The sequence below is a fragment of the Flavobacterium sp. AC267 genome (assembly GCF_979258715.1).
In genome coordinates, this window is record NZ_OZ409875.1 from 5,215,215 (window position 1) to 5,239,836 (window position 24,622).

Consider the following 24,622-nt stretch of genomic DNA (forward strand, 5'->3'; position numbering starts at 1 on the left):
AAGCTACTTCCGAAAGAAAGTAGCTTTTCTATATAATGTAATTGTAATTATTTCTTTTTCAAGAATTCATCAACTTCTTCAGGAGCCATAATAGATTCTACGAATGTATATGCACCAGTTTTAGGAGATTTTACCATTTTGATGGCTTTTGATAATCTCTTAGAAGATGTTTGTAACGATGCTACGGTTTTCTTTGCCATGATTCAAATGTTATTTGAAGCTTTTATAAAACTCGCATGGCAAAACCATTCGAGATTTACAAAAATCTCTAATTATTACTTAATTTCTTTGTGAACAGTTACTCTTTTCAAAACTGGATTAAATTTTTTAATCTCTAATCTGTCTGGAGTATTTTTTTTGTTCTTAGTTGTAATGTATCTAGAAGTTCCTGCAACACCAGAAGCTTTGTGTTCAGTACATTCTAAAATTACCTGGATTCTATTACCTTTCTTTGCCATCTTGCTATATATTTATTTAGGAAAAGATTATTTGATAAATCCTTCTGACTGTGCTTTTTTCAAAACAGCAGTGATTCCATTTTTATTAATTGTTTTTATCGTAGATGCTTGCTACTCTAAGAGTAATCCATCTATCTTCTTCTGGAAGATAAAAACGCTTTTTAACTAAGTTTACAGAAAACTTTCTCTTAGTTTTGTTCATAGCGTGAGAAACGTTATTTCCTACCATCGCTCTTTTACCTGTAAGGTCACAAACTCTTGACATTATACTTATCTTTTATCGTTATTCAAAATCAGGGTGCAAAGAAAAGAAAAATAAACCATTGTAGCAAAAAATTATTGCACAAATTTTAAAATTTCTTTCTGTAATATTTCTAAACTCTTAACTGTTGCCCTATCTACCACTTTTTCACGAGGTTGTCCGAAGTTAAATTCTTCTACAATTACCTCCGTTGGGGTTGCCAAAGCAATAAAAACTGTGCCTATTTCCGCATCTGAATCACCTTTTGAGGGTCCGGCATTCCCAGTCGTAGCAATACCATAGTCCGTTTTTAGTAAGTTTTTCACATTCAAAGCCATAGCCGAAGCTACAGTCGCGCTCACGACAGAATGTTCCTTCACAATTTCTTCCGGCACTCCTAAGACATTTATTTTAGCTTCTGTCGCGTAAGACACAATACTTCCTTTAAAATAACTAGAAGCTCCCGGAACGGCAGACAAAAGCGACGCTACGCGACCGCCCGTAAAACTTTCTGCAGTCGAAACTGTTTTATTTTGTTTCGTCAAAATCTTACCAACCACAGATTCTATGGTTTCATTCTCCTCATAACCCACAATAATATCATGGATGATCAAGTCTAACGAACGCACATTTTCTTCGATTGCGGCTTCTAAAAGCTCTTTATCAGTTCCTCTTGCCGTTAATCTTAAGCGAACGCGACCTGGATTTGGCAGATAAGCGAGTTTTATAAACTCTGGAAGATTGTTTTCCCAATGTTCAATACGTTCTGCAACTAAACTTTCGCCCTGACCATAAGTCAAAATGGTTTTATGAATAATATACGGACGTTTGTATTCACGAACTATTTTTGGAATTATTTCTTCTTCTACTAAATATTTCATTTCATAAGGAACTCCCGGAAGCGAAATAAACACGGTGTTTTCTTTCTTAATCCACATTCCCGGCGCAGTTCCTACTTGATTGTGTAAGACCGTACAAGTTGACGGAACCAAAGCCTGATCTTTATTAAGCTGTGAAATTGGTCTCTTATAAAATCCTTCGATTAATTGCGTTACGTGTGCTAAAACTTCTGGATTTACAACAAGTTCGTCGTTAAAATAGTCGCAGAAAGTTTTTTTAGTAACATCATCTTTTGTCGGACCTAATCCGCCCGTCACAATTACAACATCCACTTTATTTTGCAATAGAGCAAAAGTATCTAAAATATGTTTTTTATCATCGCTGATCGAAAGCATTTCTATCACCTCAACTCCAATTCTATCCAGTGATTTAGCGATAAAAGCTGAATTTGTATCTACGATTTGACCAATTAAGATTTCATCTCCAATTGTTATGATTGTTGCTTTCATATGTCTATAAGGAAATTTTTACCTGCCTATCATTCACAGGTTTATTATATGAAGATTGTTAGTGGTACTATATATTTCTACCACATTTTACCCAAAACCATAAAGAACTAATTTCTCTACAAATTGGATAAAGAAAACCCAATTCTCTTTTAACAAAACAAGAATTGGGTATTTTATATTTTACAAATCAAAGTCTTTTTTAATCTCTTTGATCGCATCTTTAACTTGTATCCTAATACTTTTAAAGGTTTCAATAATATCTTTTTTCTTGCCTTCTGCTTTTGTCCAAGCTTCAACTTGAAGAATCTCTTCAAAAGCCACATTTAACCCCATTAAATCTAAAGTAGGCTTTATCTTGTGTGCATATGAATAGGCGTATTTATGATCCTTTTTCTTTATTCCTTCTTTAATTTGTTTTAAATCTTCGGGAACTTCTGTAACAAATAAATTTAAAATTTCGTTTACAAATTCAGGGTCGTTGTCTGAAAGCGCATACACTTTCGAAAGGTTGTATTTTAAAGCCATTATTTTACTTGTATTCTGAATAATTTTTTATCTTCTAAAAAGCCTTCTAAAACATCATTTGGTTTTACAGCCGCAACACCTTCCGGCGTTCCTGTAAAAATAATATCTCCAATTTTTAACGTAAAAAACTGAGATACATAAGAAACTAATTCATCAATTTTCCAAAGCATCATGTTTGAATTTCCTTTTTGAACTGTTTCTGCATTTTTTTTCAACTCAAAATTAAGGTTTTCCATAGAAACAAAATCAGTTTTTGGCAAAAAATCACCAATAACTGCCGAGCCGTCAAATGCTTTGGCTTTTTCCCACGGAAGTCCTTTTTCTTTTAACTTACTCTGAAGATCTCGCGCTGTAAAATCTATTCCAACACTAATTTCATCATAATATTTATGAGCAAATTTTGGTTCGATGTATTTCCCAACTTTATTAATCTTTACGATTATTTCAAGTTCATGATGAACATCTTCCGAAAATTCTGGAATTACAAATGGATGTCGCTTCAACAAAACCGCCGAATCAGGCTTCATAAAAACCACAGGCTCACTTGGACGCTCGTTTTTTAATTCCTCTATATGATTGGCATAATTCCTGCCGACACAGATAATTTTCATTTTTTATAAGATTCTAAGGCTCTAAGATTCTAAGGCTCTAAGAATACTACGCAAAAACTTAGCATCTTAGAACCTAAGCGACTCAGCACCTTACTTCGTGTTTAATTTTCTCAATTTAATTGCCGTCAAAACTTTTTTGGTATACAAAGGAAAATCGGCGTTTTGAATCCAGCTGAAATATCCTGGTTCCGTTTCCAAAACTTTATCCACTTTAGCGCCTTTATGTTTTCCGAAAGTAAAAATTTCTTCATTATCAGCATCAAATGCAATCATTCCAGCAAAATCTGCTATCTTTTTACGAGTTGTAAATTCAGACAATGATTTCATATCATTTTCCAATTCTGGATAACGATCTAACTGTGCTTTTAAAATTTCATACGTTGCCATTGTATCTGCTTCTGCCGAATGGGCATTTTCCAGACTTTTTCCGCAATAAAATTTTAAAGCCGCACTTAATGTACGTTCTTCCATTTTATGAAAAATAGTCTGCACATCTACAGATACTTTATTTTTCATATCAAAATCAACTCCTGCACGAAGTAATTCTTCGGCAAGAAGCGGAATATCAAAACGATCTGAGTTAAAACCTCCCAAATCACTATCTTTAATCATATTATGAACCTGCGTGCGCTAATTCTGCAAAAGTAGGTTCGTTGGCTACTTTTTCATTAGTAATACCATGAACTGCAGTTGTCTGCGGAGGAATTGGAATAGTTGGATTAACCAGCCAGGTTTTACTTTCTTTATTTCCGTTAGGAAAAACTTTAAATATTGAAATTTCTACGATTCTATCTTTACCGATATCAATTCCCGTTGTTTCGAGATCAAAAAAGCAAATTGGTTTGTTTAGTTTGAGTTCCATTTCTAATTTTTATAAGTTTACAAATGTAATTTTTAAAGCCGAATTTCCTCGTTTATTCTTATTTTTTTTGTCGAAAAAAGCTTTCAATTCGCAATTTTAACTTTTCAAAAATGAGTCTTAATAAAGATCTGGTTTTGACTTCTAACCTTTTCTTACAAAAGAAAAATCCGGTAAGTTCTTAATACTTACCGGATTTAAATTTATTTTTAGAATATTATTTAGAAATCTCTATCTACATCAAAAGCTTCTAAATATTCTGCTACCCTTTTTACAAAACTTCCTCCTAATGCACCATCTACTACTCTATGATCGTAAGAGTGTGATAAGAACATTTTTTGGCGAATTCCAATAAAATCTCCTTCTGGAGTTTCTATTACTGCTGGCACTTTACGAATCGCTCCAAGTGCAAGAATTCCAACTTGAGGCTGATTGATAATCGGCGTACCGAAAACGTCGCCGAAAGTCCCCACGTTTGTTACTGTATAAGTTCCGCCTTGTGTATCGTCTGGTTTTAGTTTTCCAGCTTTTGCACGGTTTCCTAAATCGTTAACCGCTTTAGCCATTCCAACAAGATTCAATTGGTCTGCATTTTTAATAACAGGAACAATTAAATTTCCGTTTGGCAACGCTGCGCCATTCCTAAATTGATGTTTTTCTTTTTAATGATATAATCACCATCAACAGAAATATTCATTCCAGGGAAATCTTTTAATGCTTTTGCAACCGCTTCCATCATAATTGGGGTGAAAGTAAGTTTCTCTCCTTCTCTTTTTTCAAAAGCAGCTTTTACTTTCTCTCTCCATTTCACAATGTTCGTCACGTCAACTTCAATAAACGACTGTACGTGCGCAGAAGTCTGCACTGAAGCCGTCATATAGCCCGAAATCAGTTTACGCATTCTGTCCATTTCTATAATTTCGTCTCCTCCATTTACAGAAACTGGAACTGCCTGCTGGCTTTTTTGAACAACTGGTTCCGGCGTTTTTGGAGCAACTGGAGTTGCAGTCGCAGTCTCAATTGGTGCACTTTTAGGAGTTACAATTCCAGACTTACGATCTTCTATATATTTTAAAATATCTTCTTTGGTAACTCGGCCGTCTTTTCCAGAACCTGCCATGTTTTCCAATTCACTCAAAGAGATATTTTCTTCTTTTGCGATGTTTTTTACTAATGGAGAAAAGAATTTTTCTGATCCTGAGAAATCTTCACCTGTAACAGTTTCTTTAACCGCTTCAATTGTGTTTTCAATCTCAACTGCTTCTGCAGGAACAGCAGATTCTTCTACTGCATTTGTTTCTGTAATCACTGCATCACCACCTTCAGTTTCAATAATGGCAATCGTCTGCCCTACTTGTACTAAATCATCTTTACCAAACAACTGCTCAACTAAAATTCCTGATACTTCGCTAGGCACTTCGCTGTCAACTTTATCTGTTGCAATTTCAAGTACTGCTTCATCAGCTTCAATTTTGTCTCCAACTTCTTTCAACCAATTTGTAATAGTTGCTTCAGCGACACTTTCTCCCATTTTTGGAAGCTTTAATTCAAATCTTGCCATATTGTTAATCTAAAAGATGTTTTTGATTTTCAGATTGCGAAATTACTGAATATTTTAAATATAAATTACATTTAATATAATTTTTTACTCCATTTTTATAATTTGACCTCTGTCATTTCGAGAATCACTTCCAATAATAAAATTGGTGTTTTTGGGTAAAATTTTAAAAGTAATACTCTTATCTTTAAGAGATTCTATGATTTTGATACATTTTTTGAATGAAACATACTGATTATCCAAAATTATCTCCACCTTTTTACCCTTAAAAACAAGGCACGAATTTACCATTTTTTCCGCGGGGATTTCTAAAAAGCTGACTTTATTTTTTAAAGTTAAGGCTAATTTTTCAGACAAATCTTTATTTAAAGAGTAAAAAACATACGATTCAGGACTGGTCTTTGTTTTCGTTTTTCCTTGAAACATTTTTACAAAAGAGAAAAACCAAGTTCCAATTTGAATGAAGAAACTAAAAAACAATGATTTTTTAAAATGCTTTTTGTAGAAAAAATTCATGGCTTCCTGAAAATGCATCATATATTTTTCATCTTTCACAGTACTTTCACCTTTATAATGCAAAACCGTTGTTTCGTGAAAATAAAAATTAGCTTTTTGCTTTTGTAAAATACGGTAAGACAAATCAATATCGTCAGCATACATAAAACAGTTTTCATCAAAACCATTTAATTCTTGGTATAATTTACTTTCCAAAAACATAAAAGCACCAACCAGAATATCAACTTTTCCTGTTTCATTTTCATTTAAATGCTGGGCGTAATATCGATTAAAAAGTTTTGTTTTAGGAAAGATTTTATACAAACCGAAAATCTTAGTAAATGCAACCCATGGCGTTGGAATGCCGCGTTTGCTTTCTGGAAGAAAGTCCCCCGTTCCGTCTACCAATTTACAGCCTATAATTCCGAGATTAGTCTGCCTTTCGGCGAAAGCCAGAATTTTTACAAAAGTATCTTCGGCAACGACAGTATCAGGATTTAAAATACAGATGTACTTTCCTTTCGCTTGACGAAAACCAATATTATTTCCCTTTGGAAAACCAAAATTTTCTTTGTTTTGAATTAATTGTACTTCTGGAAATTTTTCCTGCATCATCAAAACACTATCATCTGATGAATTATTATCGACTACGATAATTTCTGCATCAATGCCAGTTATTGCTTCCTTAACACTTAAAACGCATTGTTCCAGAAAGTAACGGACATTATAATTGAGGATAATAATGGATAACTGCATGAATATTTGATCTGTAAATTCGGGTCGAAAGTTAGAAATTTTCTGATAACCCCAAACGCAAAGACCAATCGTTTTTACTAATTCCGTAATCGAGTGCTAAATTACTGCCGTTTCGTTTGTTCCATTTAATGCGAATTCCTGTTCCAACAGCTGGATTCCATTTTTTAAAATCGTAAGTTTCCAATTTAGAAACCGAAGAAATATTGGTGAAAAATACGGCGCCAAAAAATCCGTTCCGACTAATATCGGTTCTATATTCGGTTTCAAAATAAATTAAGGCGTTGCTTCTATAACGGTTTTTTGTAAAACCTCGTCCCGTTTTTCCTTCGCGGTCCCAGCCAATACTCGGAAGATCTAAATAATGTGGTTTCCCACCAAAAGTAGACCAATAAAAAGCTCTTGAAGCCCAGACTTTGTGTTTGGTTGTACTAAAAGAGTGGTATTTTCGGGCATCAATATATAAGGACTGCCACTTATCGCCTTCTACTCCGCTGGTATTAATCCTTAAATCGGCTTCTACGTATAAACCTTGGTCTGGATTGATACTATTTTTTCTTGAATCATAAAGACCTTGAATTGCAAATCCGAACGAACTTTCATTAGAATAATCGCCATTCATATATTGAAAATAGTCGGTTTCACCATCTATATAAGATTCTTCAGAAATATTCTGATAATTATCAAAAAGAAAACCAACTCCTAAACGATAATTGCCAACAATCTTTCGGGTTACAAACTGATAAAAACGCCATTGCTGATAATCGAGAGTCGACATTTCTTCTTTAGAATCGTGTTCTCCCAAACCGTAAGTAAGTCAGCGGATAAATCATATACCGGTAATCTCCCATAAAATTCCATTTGTCTTCACTGGTATAAATGTAGGATTGAATAGGAAAAACATATTGTTTGGTAAAACTAAAATAGGGCGAAAATGTAACTTGAGACATTTTTGTTTTTTGATGGTCTTCGCCTAAATAAAATGTCGTTAAAAAAGAAACCACCAAACCCGTACTAGAATTTACATCTACAGGAACTGGCAATAAAGAGAAAGCTAATTTCTTTTGATTGTCTTTTTTGACCGTATCATTTTTGTGAAAAACTTTATGAATAACATCTAAAATATCTCGAGTACCCATACTTATACTGTCGTTTTGAGCGTTGCAAAACGAGGCTGTAAAAAAAAGCAATAAAATATATGTAATTTTTAAACTATTCACTTACAACATTTTAAAAACCATCTCTTACAAATTTAAAATTTTATTAAGAATAACAATCAAAAATTGTAAGGGAATAAAAAAGATTTTTAAATGAGGTAAAAAAACTAAATTTGGCTTGAACTAATCATTGATTTTGAAAAAACTTGTGCGCTATTTTACTCTTTACTTTTTTCTTTTCTTCCTTTTAGGATTTTCTGCAAAATCTCAAGAAAAACAAACAGATCTTGTGAAGTCTAACAAATGGTTTATTGCCGGACCAGCTAAAGAAAATGAAGAAGAGATCAATCGCATCCGTAAACAAAAAGGAATTATTGCTGTTACCACAAAAAATAATCCGAAGGGGGAAATAGAATTGAATGTACTAATTACTTCATCTGAAACCAATGATGGAATTCCGACGAATCTTTCCGACGAATCAAAATATGTTGAAATTACCTATCAGTCTACTCAAATTATAAAACTGCAAGCGAGAGAGGGAAATCAAGAAGGAACAGGTCGCGTTCACGGAGGATCACACCCAAGAGTTAGTCTCCCTGCGTCTCCAAATCAATTTAAAACCATCAAAATTCCTTGGTCCAATTTTAAACAAGATGAACTGCCGGACGGAAAGGTTTTAAATATTCATAATTTATGTAAATTCAACTTTGTGAATTACAATCCTGTTTCTGGATCTGTATTGAAGATAAAGTCAGTTATTATTTTTTAGTCTTCAGTCACAGTTTTCAGTCACAGTCTGTTAATTAAAAACTATGACTGCGACTAAAACCGAACATTAAAGTCGCATCTGTATTTTATATCTGTTAAGGATTTTCATAACTAAAAGCATAATCGTAGAAAACACTAAAGACCAAACAATTCCAAGAATTCCTTCTCTGAAATATTCTGGTATAAAATGAATATTAAATGCATCACAGAAATAATAAATAACACCCGGCAAAATATAAATCAATAACGGATTTGCGTATGACAGGCATGAAAAAATCACTCCATTTTGTTTGTTTTTTAACTTCCATAAGCCAATACAAAAAATAGAACAAAATGGTGCAAATTCCTGCCGATAACATTGTCCAAGATGGAGTTCCTTGTATTTTTGAAATTCCGAAATACGGTCTAAGAAAAAATCCAACGGCAAAAAACAAAACTATAAAACCAATAACCGGCCAATTGATTTTACTTTCGATTTTTCTATCAAAAAACAATAACGAAATAACAATTCCAGCAGGCTACTAAAGCAAGCATGTGTAAGATGTCCCGCAATAAAACTAAGCCAGGAAATAGTTTGAACAAATGAATTTTCGGTTAGGTTTAGCGAATTCATAACTACACAAAAAACTAAGAATCCAATCATTGCCCAAAGATTTCCGGAAACCAGCCAATAATAAACAACCGTAAAAAGATACGCCCAGCCTATAAGTCCTAAAATCCCCCACCATTTTGGAGTCATTCCCCTTTCTCCAGTATCTTGAATGTATAAAAAGTAAAGTGCAATTAAAACCAAGATTCCGCCATATTGAAGTACATTTTTTAACCACAGAGGAAAATCTTTAGGATATTTATTCCAAATGGGAATTGGCATTGAATAAGCCAAAAGTCCCCAAAAAGCTGGTGCTATAATCATTTTAGCGACGTCATAACCATATTCGGCATTGACCATAAAAACGCCGATTATTATTAAGGCTAAAGCTCGTTTGAAAGTATGTGTCCAAATTGTTTTTGCAGAGTCGCCTTTTAGCAGTCTGGCATTAAAAGCAAATGGAACAGACATTCCGACAATAAATAAAAAAGCAGGAAAAACTAAATCTACAAAAGTCATTGCATCTGCATCTGCAGGCATGTGTTTCATCCATTGCGGGACATTTTTAATACTGGCCAGTTCATTAACAAAAATCATTACAAAAATCGTAATTCCACGTAGAGCATCAATAGAAATAATCCTTTGATTAAACAAATTCTCTTTTATTTTCATAATTTTTTACTATTTTACTAAAAATCAAATATAGTATAATTCTAAAATGTCTTGTTACGATTTCTATGTTAATTTTGCATTTATAAACTGAGTTAAACACATCTGCCCCATGTTTACATTCTTCAAATCAAAACCTGTATTAAAAGATCTGTTTGACGGCGACTTTGTCGATATTCATTCTCACCTTTTACCAGGAATTGATGATGGCGCCAATACTCTTGAAAAATCTGTTGAGCTTACTAAATCTTTTCAAGAATTAGGAATCAGCCAAATTATCACAACACCGCATATAAGTCATTTCATTTGGAATAATACTCCTGAAATTATAGAGTCAAAACTTCAGGAAACAAAAAATGCATTAGAAGAAAACAAAATTGAGATTCCATTTAAGGCATCTGCCGAATATTTTATGGATAATTGGTTTGACAATCATTTAAAAGAAGAAAAACTATTGACTTTAAAAGAAAATTATGTTCTTGTCGAAATATCTTATTTAAGTGCTCCCTTAAATCTTTACAAAACAATTTTTGATATACAAGTTGCTGGTTACACGCCTGTTTTAGCGCATCCTGAACGATATCTATTTTATCATGAAAATTTTAGTGAATATGAAAAACTAAAAAACGCAGGATGTTTTTTTCAATTAAATCTTCTTTCTGTTGTTGGATATTATGGTTCAAAAGTTGCCAAAACAGCAGATGAGTCGCTAAAAAAGGGAATGTACGATTTTTGCGGAACTGACGTGCACCATCGAAAACATATTGCATCGTTTAATGAAAAAATAAAAGTCGCAAATATTGATACTTTAAAAAAAGTTGTTGCCAACAATCAATTTTTCAAATTCTAGAAATAGTGGTTAATATGCATTTTCTTCTCCTTTAAGAATATTAATTACCGTTTTTACAATAATTTTTATATCAAGCAGAAAGCTCCAGTTTTCGATATACCAAATATCGTATTCTACTCTATTTTCCATATCGCTTAAAACTTTCGTTTCTCCTCTAAAACCATTTACTTGAGCCCAGCCGGTAATTCCTGGTTTGGCATATTGGCGTACAAAGTAATTATCGATCAAATCGCTGTATTCTTTGGCAAGATTAACCATATGCGGTCTTGGCCCAACCACAGACATGTCTCCATAGAAAACATTAAAAAACTGCGGTAATTCGTCTATACTGGTTTTACGAATAAAAGCCCCAAATTTAGTAATACGACTGTCGCCTTTTTCGGCCTGCTTATTATGTGCTAAGCCATTGACATGCATACTTCTAAATTTGAAGCACATAAAAGACCTATTGTCTCTTCCTGATCTTTCCTGCTTAAAAAAAATAGGGCCTGGAGATTCTAATTTTATAATAATCATAATTATAGGAAACAGCCAAGGAAAAATAAGGAGGATTACAAGACTAGAAAAACAAATATCAAAAATCTTTTTTAAAAGTCTGTTAGATGCAAACTCTAAAGGTTCTGTACGGAACATTAATACAGGAGTATTTTCATAAAAAGCAACTTCGACTTTACTCGCTTTTGTATACAATTGGAAGTCTGGAATAAATTTAATTCGAACCATGTTTTGTTCGCAGATTCTAATTAATTCTGTAATTATTTCGATGTTATCGATGTGTAATGCTACATACATTTCATCGATTTTCTTATCAATTACAAAATTTTCAATGTTTTCAAACTGCCCAACAATAAAAGCTGGATCAACAACTTTTACATTTTCTCTTTTATCAAAAAAACCTAAGAAACGATATCCGTACGTTAGATCTTTTGCAAGTACTTTTCTAATTCCCTCACCGGCTTCATTTGCACCGACAATTATAAATGTTTTAAAATTGTATCCCTGCGCTCGAATATATTTTAAAAGTTTCATCGATAAAAATCTGGAAACCATTAAAAGCCCGAAGAAGATGAGATAAAAATATACCATTCGAAGTCTTGATATATCGGCATACTTTAGATAAACAACAAATATGGAAACTATCGTCGCGTGAATTAATACTTTCTTCATTGTCCTCCATAAAATAGATTCTATAGGTTCAACACGAACACTTCTATTTGAATCATTTTGAAGAAGCAATGTAATCCAGATTAAAATCGCCAAAAGAGCAATTGTTCGTTCCTCTTTAGACAACAAGTGCTCTAAACCGCCAAATCTTGCAAATGCAGAAAGTACTGTTGCTAAGTTTAACAATACAATATCTACTACAACAAACAAAAGTTTGAAGTAACGCGAGATTCGGTAATGAGACAGTTCTTGTAAAATCTTCATAACGGGGGATAATTCTATTCTGAAGAATAAAATTTAATTGCTCGCAAAGTAACATTTTAATTATATTTTTTGTAGTTATTTTATTCTAATTATTAAAACTTTACTTTTAACCTATGCAAATTTAATATTGCAATCATGATAAAATATTTTTTCTGCTTTCTTGTAATTACAACCTCGGTTTACTCGCAAACTTCAGGTTGCACAGATCCTTTGGCGAATAATTATAATCCAAAAGCAACAGAAAACGATGGAAGCTCGCAGTTATAAAAAAGTAAAATTAAAACCAGAGTTTTCGAAAGATTTAAGCGATTCTATAAAAGAGACTTCTGGATTAATTGCGTTCGATAATTTACTTTGGACACATAATGATGACCACGACAAAACAATTTACGGATTGGATTCTTTAGGGAAAATTAAAAGAAAAATTGTTCTAAATGATCTTATTAATCATGATTGGGAAGAAATTGCTCAAGACAGTTCACATATTTATATAGGTGATTTCGGAAATAATTATTCTGGAAACCGATCTGATTTAAAGATTTATAAGATTGACAAAAAATCATTTTTAGAAGAAAAACCAAGAATTGAGACAATTTCGTTTTCCTATTCTGAACAAACTGATTTTTCTGCTTCAAAACCAAACAAAACAAATTTTGACTGCGAAGCTTTTATTGTCTCTAAAGACAGCATTTATTTGTTTACCAAAGAATGGAAATCTTCTAAAACCAGTATTTATGTTTTACCAAATCAAACAGGAACGCAGACAGCAAAACTAAAATCAATATTAGACACAAAAGGTTTAGTAACTGGTGCGACCTACTTAGAAAATAAAAATCTAATTGTTTTGTGCGGTTATACCAAAGTAGGAAAACCATTTTTGTATCTGCTTTACGATTTTACAAATCAAGATTTTTTGTCTGGAAATAAAAGAAGAATAAAGTTGAAACTTCCATTTCATCAAATTGAAGGAATTGCAACTACAGATGGTCTGCATTATTTTTTGACTAATGAAGCTCTTGTTCGAAAACCTATTATAAATGTACCGCAGAGAGATTCATTATTTGGATTTGAGTCCTGTTTTGAACCTTCATTTAAAAAAATAAGCGTTACAATATTGCAACGCTTATGTAAAAATCTTATTTGCCAGCTTCTAAGAATTTTGCCTGAAAATCTGAAATTTTGGTAAATGCAAACATATTTCCTGTCAAATACAGGTCATTACCCTTAATTTTCATCTTATCAGCATCATTCAAATTAAGTGTTGAATGGTCTTTTCCTATTTGCACTTTTAACTCACCTCCTTTATATAAGGAAAGCGTACTGCTTTGCTGGTTTAATTTATATATTCCTTTCTTCTGAACCAAAACAAACAAATCACCATTAGAATCAACAGCAATACTAGAATAAATATCTGTTGTAGTAGAAATTAACGTAGAAACTTTCCATCCCGCATCCAAAAGTTCAACTTTTCTAATGTTATTTTGTTTCCCTTCAATAGCTAAGCCGTCTACAACATATAATACATTATTTTTAGCTACCATCAAATAAATATCTGAAAATCCTGCCTCAGTATTAAATCCATCTTTTACTTCTTTTAAGCCTGAGCCAGCAACTGGAATAGCCGCATTAATTCCTGGAGCTATTTTTCTAATTGCCATATTCCCGTAATCAAAAATAAAATAAGTATCATCATCATTTTTTGCAATTGCTCCAATTGATGCGAGCATTGATATCTGGTTTTACGGTGTAAAAAGATTTTACTTCAGAAAAATTATTCTCAAAACGAAACAATTCATCACTATGCGCATTATCAAAAGTAAACATCAATACCTGCCCTGCACTATTATACGACAACCTATTATTGAAGAAAATAGACTTGTCAAGATTTAGCAAAGAGCTTTTTTTGCCATCTAAATCTATTTTATTAAAAACCATTAAATTTTGAGACGCACTATTTAATTGTCCTGTATAATAAACCGTATTGTCTGTATTTACAACGAAATCTTCAATTACACCTGTATCTACTCTATAATCTACCTTTACTTCACCCTTAATTGCCTCAGGAGCACTCTCAGAATCGTCAGCGCACGAATAAAATAAAATTATGACAAAACTTAGCGCTAAAATTTGTTGTTTCATTTGTTTTTTTTTAATGATTTTTAATTCTTTAAATAATGATTATGTGGTATTTTTTTTCTGCTCTTATTGAATCAAAATCCAGAAAAAGAAAGCAAAAATACTGTTTTGACGATTAGAAAATTAACAGGAAAAATAAAAGAGTAAGACTTTTATTAACAATTAAACCGATCTTAGAAATAATTCGCAAATCGTAAGATAATAGTTTACTTTTGCAAAAAATTTTATTCTTGTGAATTACTTATCTGTAGAAAATATATCGAAGTCATTTGGCGAAAGAGTCCTTTTTGACAACATTTCTTTTGGAATCAATAAAGACCAAAAAATCGCTTTTATTGCTAAAAATGGTTCTGGAAAAACAACCATTATGAGCATTATCAATGGTTTGGATGAACCAGATACCGGACAAGTTGTTTTGCGAAAGGGAATTAGAATGGCATTTTTATCGCAGGATAATAATCTACAGGATGAGCTTACTATTGAAGAAAGCATTTTTGCTTCAGATAATGAAACTTTAAAAATTATCGAAGCTTACGAAAAAGCACTTGAAAATCCAAACGACGAAGAAGCTTACCAAAAAGCTTTTGACGGAATGGATCAGCATAATGCTTGGGATTTTGAGACACAATACAAGCAGATTTTATTCAAATTAAAACTAGAAGATTTTAAACTTAAGGTAAAAAATCTTTCAGGAGGGCAAAAAAAACGTCTTTCATTGGCTATCATATTAATCAATCGTCCTGATTTATTGATTTTGGATGAGCCAACCAATCATTTGGATCTTGAAATGATCGAATGGCTTGAAAGTTATTTTGCCAAAGAAAATATTACCTTATTTATGGTTACGCACGACCGTTTCTTTTTGGAGCGTGTATGTAACGAAATCATCGAATTGGATAATGGAAAACTTTACCAATATAAAGGAAATTATTCTTATTATTTAGAGAAAAAAGAAGAACGAATTACCTCTGAAAATGCGAGTGTTGACAAAGCCAAAAACTTATTCGTAAAAGAATTAGAATGGATGCGCCGTCAGCCAAAAGCGAGAACGACTAAATCGAAATCGCGTCAGGATGACTTTTACGTAATTAAAGAAAAAGCACAAAGTCACGCCAGGAAAACAAGGTCGAGCTTGAAATCAATATGGAACGTATGGGAAGCAAGATTATAGAGCTTCACAAAATTTCTAAAAAATTTAAGGATCACGTTATTTTGGATGATTTTAGTTTTGATTTCCAACGTGGAGCACGTATCGGAATCATTGGTAAAAACGGAACCGGAAAATCTACTTTCTTAAATCTTCTTACGGGAACAATTCCGCTTGATAGCGTACGCGTTGTAAAAGGTGATACGATTAAAATTGGTTATTACACACAAAGCGGAATCAACCCGAAACCAAATCAGCGTGTAATTGACATTATTAAAGAATACGGAGAATATATTCCGCTGGCAAAAGGAAAAATCATTTCGGCTTCTCAATTACTGGAGCGTTTTCTTTTTGATGCGAAAAAACAATACGATTATGTTGAGAAATTAAGCGGTGGAGAGTTAAAACGTCTGTATTTATGTACGGTTTTAATTCAGAATCCTAACTTTTTAATTCTTGATGAGCCAACAAACGATTTGGATATCGTAACGCTTAATGTTTTAGAAAGCTTTCTTTTAGATTATCCAGGATGTTTATTAGTGGTTTCGCACGACCGCTACTTTATGGACAAAATTGTGGATCATTTATTTGTGTTTAGAGGAAATGGAGAAATCGAGAATTTCCCAGGAAACTATTCTGATTTCCGTGCTTATGAAGACAGCGCCGACGTTGCTCAAAAAGAAGAAAACAAAGCTGAAAAGAAAGATTGGAAACAAAATAATCCAACGGGAAATCTAAGTTTTAACGAGCAAAAGGAATATCAAAAACTGGAAAGAGAAATTAAAGATTTAGAAATTGAAAAAACTAAAATCGAACAATTATTCTCTGACGGAAAAGTAGCCGATGCTGATATTGAGAAGAAAGCAAACGAATTGCAAAACATCATAAACAAAATCGACTCAAAAGAAGAACGTTGGTTTGAGCTTTCTGCAAAGATTGAGGGATAGTATTTTTGTTTCAGGTTTCAGGTTTCAGGTTTCAGGTTTCAGGTTTCGAGTTTTAAACTGAGATAAAAAAAACAATTTTATTATATTAGAATTTTAAATTTTAAATACCACATGAAAAAATTATTAGCCGCATTATTTAGTTTAACGTTATTTGTTTCTTGCTCAAATTCTGAGAAAGACGCACAAACTGATTACAAAGAGCAAAACGAACAGGAGATTAAAGATTATATTACTAAAAATAATCTAACTGCTCAGCGAACAGATTCTGGCTTATATTATATTATTAATGAACCTGGAACTGGTAAACAGCCTACCGCAACATCATCTGTGACTGTTGCATATACCGGATCTTTTACCAGCGGAAAAACATTCGATCAAAGTAGTAGTGCTGGAATTACTTTTCCTTTAAACGAAGTAATTCAAGGATGGACAGAGGGAATTCCTTTATTCAAAGAAGGTGGCGTGCACGTACTATTAATCCCGTCACACTTGGGTTATGGAAGCACGAGCAGACCTGGCATACCAGGAGGTTCTGTACTTATATTTGATGTAAAATTGATCAAAGTAAATTAATTATTTGTTTTCTAAATGCTGTTTCAAATAGAATCTTGTCTTAAATTTCTCTGGAAATCTAAAAACGAACATGCCGTTCATTCGCCCTTCGTTTTTAATTTATTGACGAAATGTTTTTATGATAGGAAGCCAAAACCAGAATATGCAATTCTTAAAAAGTACAGAAAAACACTTTTAGAGAACAAAAACTTCATTGAAGTAACTGATTTTGGAGCAGGTTCAAAAGTCTTTAAATCAAATAAAAGACAAATTTGTAAAATTGCGCAGACAGCAGGAATTTCACCCAAACGTGCCGAATTACTGTTCCGAGTAACAAACTATTTTCAACCAAAAAATATTTTAGAAATAGGAACATCATTAGGCTTGGCGACTTCTGCCCTTGCTCTTGGAAACACAAACGCAAAAGTTGTCACTTTAGAAGGTTGTCCGCAAACGGCAAATCAATGTCAATTACAATTGCAAAAATTCAATTTCAATAATGTAGATTCGGTTATAACTGAATTCGAGAGTTATCTGCAGGACATTAAACTGAAACTAAAAACTGAGACTGAAGAATTTGATTTAATATATTTCGACGGCAACCACTCTAAAAAAGCAACTTTAGCTTATTTTGAGCTTTTACTGCCAACAATCAATAACGATTCGGTTTGGATTTTTGATGATATTCATTGGTCAGAAGAAATGGAAGAAGCTTGGGAAATTATAAAAAAGCATCCCAAAGTAAAAGTTACAATCGATACTTTTCAATGGGGATTCGTGTTTTTTAGGAGAGAGCAGGAAAAAGAACATTTTACAATAAGAGCATAAAAAAATGGCAATCATTTCTGATTGCCATTTTTTTACTAATTCAAAATAATTTTATTTTTTTGCTTCTTTGTTTTCTTCAGATTTTGCACCCATTCTGTTAACAGTATACATTGGTGCAAATTTCACTTTCAAACCTGCAATCTTTCTATTATCTTCAGATGAAAGTCCTTCTTTTTCAACAGTGTTTTTTCTACTGTCTAATGCTTCATACAATAATTTAATTTCATCCCAGTCTTCTCTAGAATAACTGTCTTTATTATTTTCTACTGTATGAACAAATTGTTGGTAAACACTATGAATATTTTGAGCGTTAACCCAGCTAAAACTCATATCGTCTCCAATTTTTCCTTCACCAAACAAAGCATTTCTCAACTGTTGTTTAGGACTCGCGACTGGCGGGGCAATAAGGGTGGTCATTTCGTTTTTAAAATCCTCATATTTCGCTTTACTCGTATTTATTTTTTCAGTTTGAGCGAGCATTATCTTTAATGTCAGCAAGTGCTAAACTAGCTTCAGCAGACTCTTCTGTCATATTCTGCTTCAACAGCATTCCAATTTTCTTTTAAATCTTCGGCTTTAACATTTTTAACCGAATCTACGTAGGTTACATAAGAATCAATTGTTCGCTGTGCCTTTTCTTGTTTTTCATCTTTACACGACGTAAAACTTAACGCCAATAATGCAATTACTGCAGTTATTTTAATATTTTTCATAATCTTGATTGTTATAATTAATAATATCAAATTTACTTAAAACATCATACCTTAAATTACATTATTACCACTTTTTTAATATTTAAAACATATTAATACTATAAAAATTAAAAAATAATGAAAATTATACAAAACACAGTAAAAACAATATAACATCTTTCAAAATTTCACATGCTGAAATTAACATTTGATTATAAAAGAGGTCTTTGTAACAAAAACCAAATACCAGCTACTAATCAATTTATTCAAAAGTGTTTTGTACTTTTAAATCCAAATTATAAAAACGAATGGCTGAACCATTAATTAAAATAACTGACATCAAACGAAATTTTGTTTTAGGTAACGAAATTGTGTATGTATTAAAAGGAATAGATTTAGAAATAAAAAAAGGCGAATATGTTGCTTTAATGGGACCTTCTGGATCTGGAAAATCTACATTAATGAATTTATTAGGCTGTTTAGACACGCCAACGTCTGGACATTATGTTTTAAACGGAAAGGATGTCAGCCAAATGAGAGATGATGAACTAGCCGAAATTAGAAATAAAGAAATTGGTTTCGTTTTTCAAACTTTTAATTTACTGCCAAGAACAACTGCACTTGATAACGTTGCACTTCCAATGATTTATGCTGGTTACGGAAAATCTGACCGAATTGCAAGAGCAACTGAAGTACTGAAACAAGTAAACCTTGCCGACAGAATGGATCACCAGCCCAATCAGCTTTCTGGAGGACAACGCCAGCGTGTTGCTGTTGCCCGAGCTTTAGTAAACAAACCGTCCATTATTCTAGCCGATGAGCCTACAGGAAACTTAGACAGTAAAACTTCTGTAGAGATTATGAAACTTTTTGGAGATATTCATGCACAAGGAAATACTGTAATTCTAGTAACTCACGAAGAAGACATCGTCGCTTACGCACATCGTGTAATTCGTTTACGCGATGGATTAATTGAAAGTGATGTAACTAAATAGTTTTAGTCCTAAATACTATAATAATGACATTAAAAAGCAAAAAACTTTTACCTATATTTTTATTTATACTTAACTGTGTCAACGCACAGACAAGTGCACCCTTAAAAGGAAAGGTTATTGTTGATGACGGATATACAGTGGGTATAATTAAGTACGACAAAACAATTGATTATTATGTTGAAGATTCCTTAAACAAACCTGTTTCTATCAAAAAAATTGAGGCATCAGTTATGTTTAAATTTTCTGACAATACGAACAAATTTCTAAAAGGCTCAAAAAATAAAAAGAAAAATGTTTTTTCATCTGAAATACCAACAGAAGACAAAAAAATAGAAAATATTGCCATACTTATTAAGATTAACGACAAAAAATACGTAGCCGCTTTTCGCTATCCAAAAAGCTAAAATTTTTAAAATCTTAGCATCTTAGAATCTCAGAACCTTAGCACCTCAAAAAAAATGAAAGTATACACCAAAACAGGCGACAAAGGAACAACGGCTCTTTTTGGAGGAACTCGTGTACCAAAAGATCATATTAGAATTGACAGCTACGGAACTGTAGACGAGTTGAACTCCTATATAGGATTAATTCGCGATCAGGAAATCGATTCTCAGTATAAAACTATTTTAATCGAAATTCAGGATCGTCTTTTTACTGTTGGTGCCATTTTGGCAACGCCACAAGAAAAAGAGGTTTTAAAAAACGGTGAACTTCGTTTGAAAAATCTTGGTATAATTGATTCAGATATTGAATTATTAGAAAACGAGATCGATAAAATGGACGAAAGCCTTCCTCCAATGACCCATTTTGTTTTACCAGGAGGTCATCCAACAGTGTCACATTGTCATATTGCGCGCTGTATTTGCCGTCGAGCGGAGCGTTTAGCGGTACATTTAAGTCATAACGAACCCGTTCCAGAAATAGCAATTCAGTACTTAAACCGACTTTCTGACTACCTTTTTGTCTTGGCACGGAAGTTGTCGTTTGACTTAAAAGCGGAGGAAGTGAAATGGATTCCGAGAAAATAAATTTTCTTAAAATCCCAATTTTTGAAAATCTCAAATTCCAAAGAAAAAATTAAAAATTAAAAATTCTGCGAATTTAAATAATATAGAAATCTCCAAATAGTGGCAATTTCAGGTTCTTTTTTTGGAATTTGGAATTTAATTTTTGGAATTTCGAGAAGACGTTCTTAAATTTTATTAAAATAAATCAAAATTTACTTGTCTTTTTCAGTAAAAAATTTATTTTTGCACAAACTAAACAGATAACAGATGTATTGGACATTAGAATTAGCATCTTATTTAAGTGATGCGCCATGGCCTGCTAACAAAGATGAACTTATAGACTACGCAATTAGAGCTGGTGCTCCATTAGAAGTAGTTGAGAACCTTCAATCAATCGAAGATGAAGGCGAGATATATGAATCAATGGAAGAAATTTGGCCTGATTATCCAACAGACGAAGATTATCTTTGGAATGAGGATGAATATTAAAAAATAAACCAAAGGAAAAAGTCTCATCACAGAGGCTTTTTTTTTGGTTCAAATACATATAATAATAAAGAAATACAATAAATCATGAGTTTCATAAACAGTATTATTAAAGTCTTTGTAGGTGATAAATCACAGAAAGATGTCAAAGCTTTACAACCTTACTTAAACAAAATTAAAACATTCGAAACTACTTTAATGAGTCTTTCAAACGACGAATTAAGAGGGAGAACTGTATATTTTAAAGATAGAATCAAAGAAGCTAGAGCTGATAAAGATGCTAAAATTGCCGCGCTTAAAGCGGAAGTAGAAAACATCGAAGACATTGACAAAAGAGAAGATCTTTATGATGCTATTGATTCTCTTGAAAAAGAGGCTTATGAAATTTCAGAAAAAACTTTATTGGAAATTCTTCCAGAAGCATTTTCTGTTGTTAAAGAAACAGCTCGTCGTTTTAAAGACAATTCTCATATCGAAGTGAGCGCAACTCCAAGAGACCGCGAATTTTCAGCTACAAAACCTTATATTACTATTGATGGTGACAAAGCGGTTTGGGCTAACAAATGGAATGTCGCCGGAAAAGACATTACTTGGGACATGATTCACTATGATGTTCAGCTAATTGGCGGTATGGTTTTGCACGAAGGTAAAGTTGCCGAAATGCAAACGGGTGAAGGGAAAACTTTGGTTGCTACACTACCTCTTTACTTAAATGCTTTGACAGGAAACGGTGTTCACTTAGTAACTGTGAATGACTACTTGGCAAAACGTGATAGTACATGGAAAGCACCTTTATTCGAATTTCACGGTTTAACTGTTGATTGTATTGATAATCACCAGCCAAGTACAGAGCAAAGAAAAAAAGCATACGACGCAGATATCACTTACGGAACCAACAACGAATTTGGTTTTGACTACTTAAGAGATAACATGGCGCACTCGCCTAGCGACTTAGTACAGAGAAAACACAATTATGCAATTGTCGATGAGGTCGATTCTGTATTAATTGATGATGCTAGAACACCACTTATTATTTCAGGACCAGTTCCACAGGGAGATCGTCATGAATTTAATGAATTGAAACCAAAAATCGAAAACTTAGTTGCACAACAACGTCAGTTAGCAAATGGTTTCTTGGCAGAAGCTAAAAAATTAATCAAAGAAGGAAATACTAAAGAAGGTGGTTTCTTATTATTAAGAGCTTACAGAAGTTTACCTAAAAATAAAGCATTAATTAAATTTTTAAGTGAAGAAGGAATTAAACAATTACTTCAAAAAACTGAAAATCAATATATGCAGGATAACAATCGCGACATGCATAAAGTTGACGAAGCTTTGTATTTTGTGATTGAAGAAAAAAACAATCAGGTTGAATTAACAGATAATGGTATCAAATACCTTTCTGGAGATACTGATGCCGATTTCTTCGTTTTACCAGACATCGGAACAGAAATTGCTTGCTATCGAAAAGCAAAAACTGGATAAAGATTCTGAAGCTGAAGCTAAAGAAAGATTATTCCAAGATTTTGGTGTAAAAAGCGAGCGTATCCATACTCTTACACAACTTTTAAAAGCTTACGCTTTATTTGAAAAAGATGTAGAATATGTGATCATGGACAACAAAATTATGATTGTCGATGAGCAAACAGGTCGTATCATGGATGGTCGTCGTTATTCTGACGGTTTACACCAAGCGATCGAAGCAAAAGAAAATGTAAAAATTGAAGTCGCGACACAAACTTTTGCTACTGTAACATTACAGAATTATTTCAGAATGTACAGCAAATTAGGTGGTATGACAGGTACAGCGGTTACAGAAGCTGGCGAGTTATGGCAGATTTATAAATTGGATGTTGTTGAAATTCCAACCAACAGAGGAATTGCAAGAATTGACAAAGAAGATTATATCTACAAAACAACACGTGAAAAATTCAACGCTGTTATTGAAGACGTTACCGAATTATCAAACGCTGGAAGACCAGTATTGATTGGAACAACTTCTGTAGAGATTTCAGAATTATTAAGCCGAATGTTGAAAATGAGAGGCGTTACACACAATGTCTTGAATGCTAAAATGCACAAACAAGAAGCACAAATTGTAGAAGAAGCTGGTAAGGCTGGAGTTGTAACTATTGCTACAAACATGGCTGGTCGTGGTACCGATATTAAATTATCTCCAGAAGTAAAGGTCGCCGGAGGTTTAGCAATCGTTGGTACAGAGCGCCATGATTCTCGTCGTGTTGACAGACAGTTACGTGGTCGTGCAGGACGTCAGGGAGATCCAGGAAGCTCTCAATTCTATGTTTCTCTTGAGGACAACTTAATGCGTTTATTTGGTTCTGAAAGAGTTGCAAAAGTAATGGACAGAATGGGATTAAAAGAAGGTGAAGTTATTCAGCATTCTATGATGACTAAATCTATCGAACGTGCTCAGAAAAAAGTAGAAGAAAACAACTTTGGTGTTCGTAAACGTTTATTAGAATATGATGATGTTATGAACTCACAGCGTGAAGTAGTTTACAAACGTCGCCGCCACGCTTTGTTTGGTGAGCGTTTGAAACTAGATATCGCTAATATGCTTTATGATACTTGCGAATTAATTGTAAGCAATAATAAAGTAACAAATGATTTCAAAGCATTTGATTTTGATTTAATTCGTTATTTCGGAATTACATCTCCGCTTTCAGAAGCAGATTTCTTAAAATTATCTGATATTGAAATCACAGGAAAAGTATACAAAGAAGCATTGGCATTTTATACTGAAAAAACAGAAAGAAGCGCCAGAGAAGCTTTCCCAATTATTAAAGGTGTTTACGAAGAACCAAATAACCACTTTGAAAGAATTGTTGTTCCGTTTACAGATGGAATCAAAACTTTGAATGTTGTTACGGACTTGAAAAAAGCTTATGACAGCGAAGGTTCTCAATTAATTGCTGATTTTGAAAAGAACATCACGCTTTCTATCGTTGATGAAGCTTGGAAAAAACACTTACGCAAAATGGACGAATTGAAACAATCTGTTCAATTAGCTGTTCACGAGCAAAAAGATCCGTTGCTTATTTACAAATTAGAAGCTTTCAACTTGTTTAGAGGAATGTTAGACAACGTTAATAAAGAAGTTATTTCATTCTTATTTAAAGGTGATTTACCTGCTCAAAACGTTCCTGAAATTCACGAAGCAAGAGAAGTTCGTCCAAAAGAAAATTTACAATTAAGCAAAGACGAAATTCCAAACAGCGAAAGCATCAACCGTGAAGCTGGAGAAACACAGCGACGTCAAGTTACAGAAACTATCGTCAGAGATATGCCAAAAATCAATCGTAACGATACTGTAACTGTTCAAGAAGTTGCAACTGGTAATACAGAAATAATGAAATTTAAAAAAGCAGAAACTTTAATCGCTTCTGGCGAATGGGTTCTTGTTAAATAGTATTCTCAGTATTCAGTCTCAGTTTTCAGTTTTCAGGCTGATAGGAATTAAATATAAAACCCCGACAATTTTTAAAATTGTCGGGGTTTTTT

General features: G+C 33.0%; 26 protein-coding genes and 4 pseudogenes. 12 read left to right on the forward strand and 18 right to left on the reverse strand.

All coding sequences use genetic code 11. The features are described from left to right. Positions 1-47 precede the first annotated feature (47 nt). The 11 genes and pseudogenes from ACZZ95_RS27685 to ACZZ95_RS27735 all read right to left on the reverse strand — a co-directional run bounded on the left by ACZZ95_RS27685 (position 48) and on the right by ACZZ95_RS27735 (position 7,988). Positions 48-200: a DUF4295 domain-containing protein gene (locus ACZZ95_RS27685; protein ID WP_008468081.1), complete on the reverse strand. Its 153-nt coding sequence runs from the start codon at positions 198-200 to the stop codon at positions 48-50. Positions 201-275: 75 nt separating this feature from the next. Beyond that, complete coding sequence (gene rpmG, locus ACZZ95_RS27690) at positions 276-458, reverse strand: 50S ribosomal protein L33 (RefSeq protein WP_011963553.1); 183 nt, start codon at positions 456-458, stop codon at positions 276-278. Between the two features lie 27 nt (positions 459-485). Next, positions 486-723, reverse strand: a pseudogene (rpmB, locus tag ACZZ95_RS27695) (50S ribosomal protein L28). Positions 724-794: 71 nt separating this feature from the next. After that, complete coding sequence (locus ACZZ95_RS27700) at positions 795-2,048, reverse strand: CinA family nicotinamide mononucleotide deamidase-related protein (protein WP_463471537.1); 1,254 nt, start codon at positions 2,046-2,048, stop codon at positions 795-797. 180 nt (positions 2,049-2,228) lie between these two features. Further along, positions 2,229-2,573 carry an Hpt domain-containing protein gene (locus ACZZ95_RS27705; RefSeq protein ID WP_095951968.1) on the reverse strand — a complete coding sequence of 115 codons (345 nt, stop codon included), beginning with the start codon at positions 2,571-2,573 and terminating at the stop codon, positions 2,229-2,231. Further along, positions 2,573-3,184, reverse strand: coding sequence for a fumarylacetoacetate hydrolase family protein (locus ACZZ95_RS27710; RefSeq protein ID WP_463471538.1), 612 nt, complete (start codon positions 3,182-3,184; stop codon positions 2,573-2,575). The genes ACZZ95_RS27705 and ACZZ95_RS27710 overlap by 1 nt, the downstream gene beginning before the upstream one ends. Before the next feature lie 90 nt (positions 3,185-3,274). Then, positions 3,275-4,046 (reverse strand): annotated as a pseudogene (locus ACZZ95_RS27715) (exonuclease domain-containing protein). A 218-nt stretch (positions 4,047-4,264) separates the two neighbouring features. Next, positions 4,265-5,604: pseudogene (locus ACZZ95_RS27720) on the reverse strand (dihydrolipoamide acetyltransferase family protein). Positions 5,605-5,688: 84 nt separating this feature from the next. Next, the gene (locus ACZZ95_RS27725; protein WP_463471539.1) at positions 5,689-6,852 is read right to left on the reverse strand and encodes a glycosyltransferase family 2 protein; all 1,164 of its coding nucleotides are present in this window, start codon (positions 6,850-6,852) and stop codon (positions 5,689-5,691) included. A 31-nt stretch (positions 6,853-6,883) separates the two neighbouring features. Then, positions 6,884-7,654: a hypothetical protein gene (locus ACZZ95_RS27730; protein ID WP_463471540.1), complete on the reverse strand. Its 771-nt coding sequence runs from the start codon at positions 7,652-7,654 to the stop codon at positions 6,884-6,886. Further along, positions 7,635-7,988, reverse strand: a complete 354-nt coding sequence (locus ACZZ95_RS27735) for a hypothetical protein (RefSeq protein WP_463471541.1) — start codon at positions 7,986-7,988, stop codon at positions 7,635-7,637. Before ACZZ95_RS27735 ends, ACZZ95_RS27730 begins: the two co-directional genes overlap by 20 nt. A gap of 307 nt (positions 7,989-8,295) precedes the next feature. Here ACZZ95_RS27735 and ACZZ95_RS27740 point away from each other — a divergent pair, with 307 nt between their 5' ends. Beyond that, positions 8,296-8,775: a hypothetical protein gene (locus ACZZ95_RS27740; RefSeq protein ID WP_463471542.1), complete on the forward strand. Its 480-nt coding sequence runs from the start codon at positions 8,296-8,298 to the stop codon at positions 8,773-8,775. Positions 8,776-8,841: 66 nt separating this feature from the next. On the opposite strand, the gene ACZZ95_RS27745 is transcribed toward ACZZ95_RS27740, so the two are convergent. Next, positions 8,842-9,054: a hypothetical protein gene (locus ACZZ95_RS27745; protein WP_463471543.1), complete on the reverse strand. Its 213-nt coding sequence runs from the start codon at positions 9,052-9,054 to the stop codon at positions 8,842-8,844. 156 nt (positions 9,055-9,210) lie between these two features. After that, positions 9,211-10,035, reverse strand: a complete 825-nt coding sequence (locus tag ACZZ95_RS27750) for a DUF5009 domain-containing protein (RefSeq protein ID WP_463471544.1) — start codon at positions 10,033-10,035, stop codon at positions 9,211-9,213. A 109-nt stretch (positions 10,036-10,144) separates the two neighbouring features. On the opposite strand from ACZZ95_RS27750, the gene ACZZ95_RS27755 reads away from it, so the two are divergent. Continuing rightward, a complete protein-coding gene (locus ACZZ95_RS27755) occupies positions 10,145-10,882 on the forward strand; it encodes a tyrosine-protein phosphatase (protein ID WP_463471545.1) in 738 nt (245 codons plus the stop codon). 9 nt (positions 10,883-10,891) lie between these two features. On the opposite strand, the gene ACZZ95_RS27760 is transcribed toward ACZZ95_RS27755, so the two are convergent. Next, positions 10,892-12,310, reverse strand: a complete 1,419-nt coding sequence (locus ACZZ95_RS27760) for an undecaprenyl-phosphate glucose phosphotransferase (RefSeq protein WP_463471546.1) — start codon at positions 12,308-12,310, stop codon at positions 10,892-10,894. A gap of 247 nt (positions 12,311-12,557) precedes the next feature. Here ACZZ95_RS27760 and ACZZ95_RS27765 point away from each other — a divergent pair, with 247 nt between their 5' ends. Further along, positions 12,558-13,496, forward strand: a complete 939-nt coding sequence (locus ACZZ95_RS27765) for a T9SS C-terminal target domain-containing protein (protein WP_463471547.1) — start codon at positions 12,558-12,560, stop codon at positions 13,494-13,496. Here the strand turns inward: ACZZ95_RS27765 and ACZZ95_RS27770 are convergent. Then, complete coding sequence (locus ACZZ95_RS27770) at positions 13,447-14,037, reverse strand: hypothetical protein (protein ID WP_463471548.1); 591 nt, start codon at positions 14,035-14,037, stop codon at positions 13,447-13,449. The two genes, ACZZ95_RS27765 and ACZZ95_RS27770, sit on opposite strands and share 50 nt — an antisense overlap. Next, positions 14,003-14,449 carry a hypothetical protein gene (locus tag ACZZ95_RS27775; RefSeq protein ID WP_463471549.1) on the reverse strand — a complete coding sequence of 149 codons (447 nt, stop codon included), beginning with the start codon at positions 14,447-14,449 and terminating at the stop codon, positions 14,003-14,005. The genes ACZZ95_RS27770 and ACZZ95_RS27775 overlap by 35 nt, the downstream gene beginning before the upstream one ends. A gap of 229 nt (positions 14,450-14,678) precedes the next feature. On the opposite strand from ACZZ95_RS27775, the pseudogene ACZZ95_RS27780 reads away from it, so the two are divergent. From ACZZ95_RS27780 to ACZZ95_RS27790, 3 genes and pseudogenes are all read left to right on the forward strand, one after another. Continuing rightward, positions 14,679-16,540, forward strand: a pseudogene (locus ACZZ95_RS27780) (ABC-F family ATP-binding cassette domain-containing protein). Positions 16,541-16,651: 111 nt separating this feature from the next. After that, on the forward strand, positions 16,652-17,113 hold the full coding sequence (locus ACZZ95_RS27785) for an FKBP-type peptidyl-prolyl cis-trans isomerase (RefSeq protein ID WP_463471550.1): 462 nt from the start codon (positions 16,652-16,654) through the stop codon (positions 17,111-17,113). 15 nt (positions 17,114-17,128) lie between these two features. Beyond that, on the forward strand, positions 17,129-17,920 hold the full coding sequence (locus ACZZ95_RS27790) for an O-methyltransferase (RefSeq protein WP_463471552.1): 792 nt from the start codon (positions 17,129-17,131) through the stop codon (positions 17,918-17,920). 51 nt (positions 17,921-17,971) lie between these two features. Here ACZZ95_RS27790 and ACZZ95_RS27795 read toward each other — a convergent pair whose 3' ends face one another. Next, complete coding sequence (locus tag ACZZ95_RS27795) at positions 17,972-18,400, reverse strand: DUF6565 domain-containing protein (protein WP_463471553.1); 429 nt, start codon at positions 18,398-18,400, stop codon at positions 17,972-17,974. 32 nt (positions 18,401-18,432) lie between these two features. Further along, complete coding sequence (locus ACZZ95_RS27800; protein ID WP_463471554.1) at positions 18,433-18,633, reverse strand: hypothetical protein; 201 nt, start codon at positions 18,631-18,633, stop codon at positions 18,433-18,435. Between the two features lie 287 nt (positions 18,634-18,920). On the opposite strand from ACZZ95_RS27800, the gene ACZZ95_RS27805 reads away from it, so the two are divergent. From ACZZ95_RS27805 to ACZZ95_RS27830, 6 genes are all read left to right on the forward strand, one after another. Then, positions 18,921-19,607 carry an ABC transporter ATP-binding protein gene (locus ACZZ95_RS27805; RefSeq protein ID WP_463471555.1) on the forward strand — a complete coding sequence of 229 codons (687 nt, stop codon included), beginning with the start codon at positions 18,921-18,923 and terminating at the stop codon, positions 19,605-19,607. A 23-nt stretch (positions 19,608-19,630) separates the two neighbouring features. Continuing rightward, positions 19,631-20,011: a hypothetical protein gene (locus ACZZ95_RS27810; RefSeq protein ID WP_463471556.1), complete on the forward strand. Its 381-nt coding sequence runs from the start codon at positions 19,631-19,633 to the stop codon at positions 20,009-20,011. A gap of 54 nt (positions 20,012-20,065) precedes the next feature. Next, complete coding sequence (locus ACZZ95_RS27815) at positions 20,066-20,635, forward strand: cob(I)yrinic acid a,c-diamide adenosyltransferase (protein ID WP_463471557.1); 570 nt, start codon at positions 20,066-20,068, stop codon at positions 20,633-20,635. A gap of 246 nt (positions 20,636-20,881) precedes the next feature. Further along, complete coding sequence (locus ACZZ95_RS27820; RefSeq protein ID WP_007138072.1) at positions 20,882-21,103, forward strand: DUF2795 domain-containing protein; 222 nt, start codon at positions 20,882-20,884, stop codon at positions 21,101-21,103. An 84-nt stretch (positions 21,104-21,187) separates the two neighbouring features. Next, positions 21,188-22,585: a DEAD/DEAH box helicase gene (locus ACZZ95_RS27825; RefSeq protein WP_463471558.1), complete on the forward strand. Its 1,398-nt coding sequence runs from the start codon at positions 21,188-21,190 to the stop codon at positions 22,583-22,585. Next, positions 22,554-24,530: a preprotein translocase subunit SecA gene (locus ACZZ95_RS27830; protein WP_463471559.1), complete on the forward strand. Its 1,977-nt coding sequence runs from the start codon at positions 22,554-22,556 to the stop codon at positions 24,528-24,530. Before ACZZ95_RS27825 ends, ACZZ95_RS27830 begins: the two co-directional genes overlap by 32 nt. The last annotated feature ends 92 nt before the right edge of the window (positions 24,531-24,622 follow it).

What these genes read in the sequence shown, in the direction of transcription:
- ACZZ95_RS27685 (WP_008468081.1), bottom strand. Translation starts at nt 200, where the DNA reads ATGGCAAAGAAAACCGTAGCATCGTTACAAACATCTTCTAAGAGATTA.
- rpmG (WP_011963553.1), bottom strand. Translation starts at nt 458, where the DNA reads ATGGCAAAGAAAGGTAATAGAATCCAGGTAATTTTAGAATGTACTGAA.
- ACZZ95_RS27700 (WP_463471537.1), bottom strand. Translation starts at nt 2,048, where the DNA reads ATGAAAGCAACAATCATAACAATTGGAGATGAAATCTTAATTGGTCAA.
- ACZZ95_RS27705 (WP_095951968.1), bottom strand. Translation starts at nt 2,573, where the DNA reads ATGGCTTTAAAATACAACCTTTCGAAAGTGTATGCGCTTTCAGACAAC.
- ACZZ95_RS27710 (WP_463471538.1), bottom strand. Translation starts at nt 3,184, where the DNA reads ATGAAAATTATCTGTGTCGGCAGGAATTATGCCAATCATATAGAGGAA.
- ACZZ95_RS27725 (WP_463471539.1), bottom strand. Translation starts at nt 6,852, where the DNA reads ATGCAGTTATCCATTATTATCCTCAATTATAATGTCCGTTACTTTCTG.
- ACZZ95_RS27735 (WP_463471541.1), bottom strand. Translation starts at nt 7,988, where the DNA reads ATGGGTACTCGAGATATTTTAGATGTTATTCATAAAGTTTTTCACAAA.
- ACZZ95_RS27750 (WP_463471544.1), bottom strand. Translation starts at nt 10,035, where the DNA reads ATGAAAATAAAAGAGAATTTGTTTAATCAAAGGATTATTTCTATTGAT.
- ACZZ95_RS27755 (WP_463471545.1), top strand. Translation starts at nt 10,145, where the DNA reads ATGTTTACATTCTTCAAATCAAAACCTGTATTAAAAGATCTGTTTGAC.
- ACZZ95_RS27760 (WP_463471546.1), bottom strand. Translation starts at nt 12,310, where the DNA reads ATGAAGATTTTACAAGAACTGTCTCATTACCGAATCTCGCGTTACTTC.
- ACZZ95_RS27765 (WP_463471547.1), top strand. Translation starts at nt 12,558, where the DNA reads ATGGAAGCTCGCAGTTATAAAAAAGTAAAATTAAAACCAGAGTTTTCG.
- ACZZ95_RS27770 (WP_463471548.1), bottom strand. Translation starts at nt 14,037, where the DNA reads ATGCTCGCATCAATTGGAGCAATTGCAAAAAATGATGATGATACTTAT.
- ACZZ95_RS27775 (WP_463471549.1), bottom strand. Translation starts at nt 14,449, where the DNA reads ATGAAACAACAAATTTTAGCGCTAAGTTTTGTCATAATTTTATTTTAT.
- ACZZ95_RS27785 (WP_463471550.1), top strand. Translation starts at nt 16,652, where the DNA reads ATGAAAAAATTATTAGCCGCATTATTTAGTTTAACGTTATTTGTTTCT.
- ACZZ95_RS27790 (WP_463471552.1), top strand. Translation starts at nt 17,129, where the DNA reads ATGCTGTTTCAAATAGAATCTTGTCTTAAATTTCTCTGGAAATCTAAA.
- ACZZ95_RS27795 (WP_463471553.1), bottom strand. Translation starts at nt 18,400, where the DNA reads ATGCTCGCTCAAACTGAAAAAATAAATACGAGTAAAGCGAAATATGAG.
- ACZZ95_RS27800 (WP_463471554.1), bottom strand. Translation starts at nt 18,633, where the DNA reads ATGAAAAATATTAAAATAACTGCAGTAATTGCATTATTGGCGTTAAGT.
- ACZZ95_RS27805 (WP_463471555.1), top strand. Translation starts at nt 18,921, where the DNA reads ATGGCTGAACCATTAATTAAAATAACTGACATCAAACGAAATTTTGTT.
- ACZZ95_RS27810 (WP_463471556.1), top strand. Translation starts at nt 19,631, where the DNA reads ATGACATTAAAAAGCAAAAAACTTTTACCTATATTTTTATTTATACTT.
- ACZZ95_RS27815 (WP_463471557.1), top strand. Translation starts at nt 20,066, where the DNA reads ATGAAAGTATACACCAAAACAGGCGACAAAGGAACAACGGCTCTTTTT.
- ACZZ95_RS27820 (WP_007138072.1), top strand. Translation starts at nt 20,882, where the DNA reads ATGTATTGGACATTAGAATTAGCATCTTATTTAAGTGATGCGCCATGG.
- ACZZ95_RS27825 (WP_463471558.1), top strand. Translation starts at nt 21,188, where the DNA reads ATGAGTTTCATAAACAGTATTATTAAAGTCTTTGTAGGTGATAAATCA.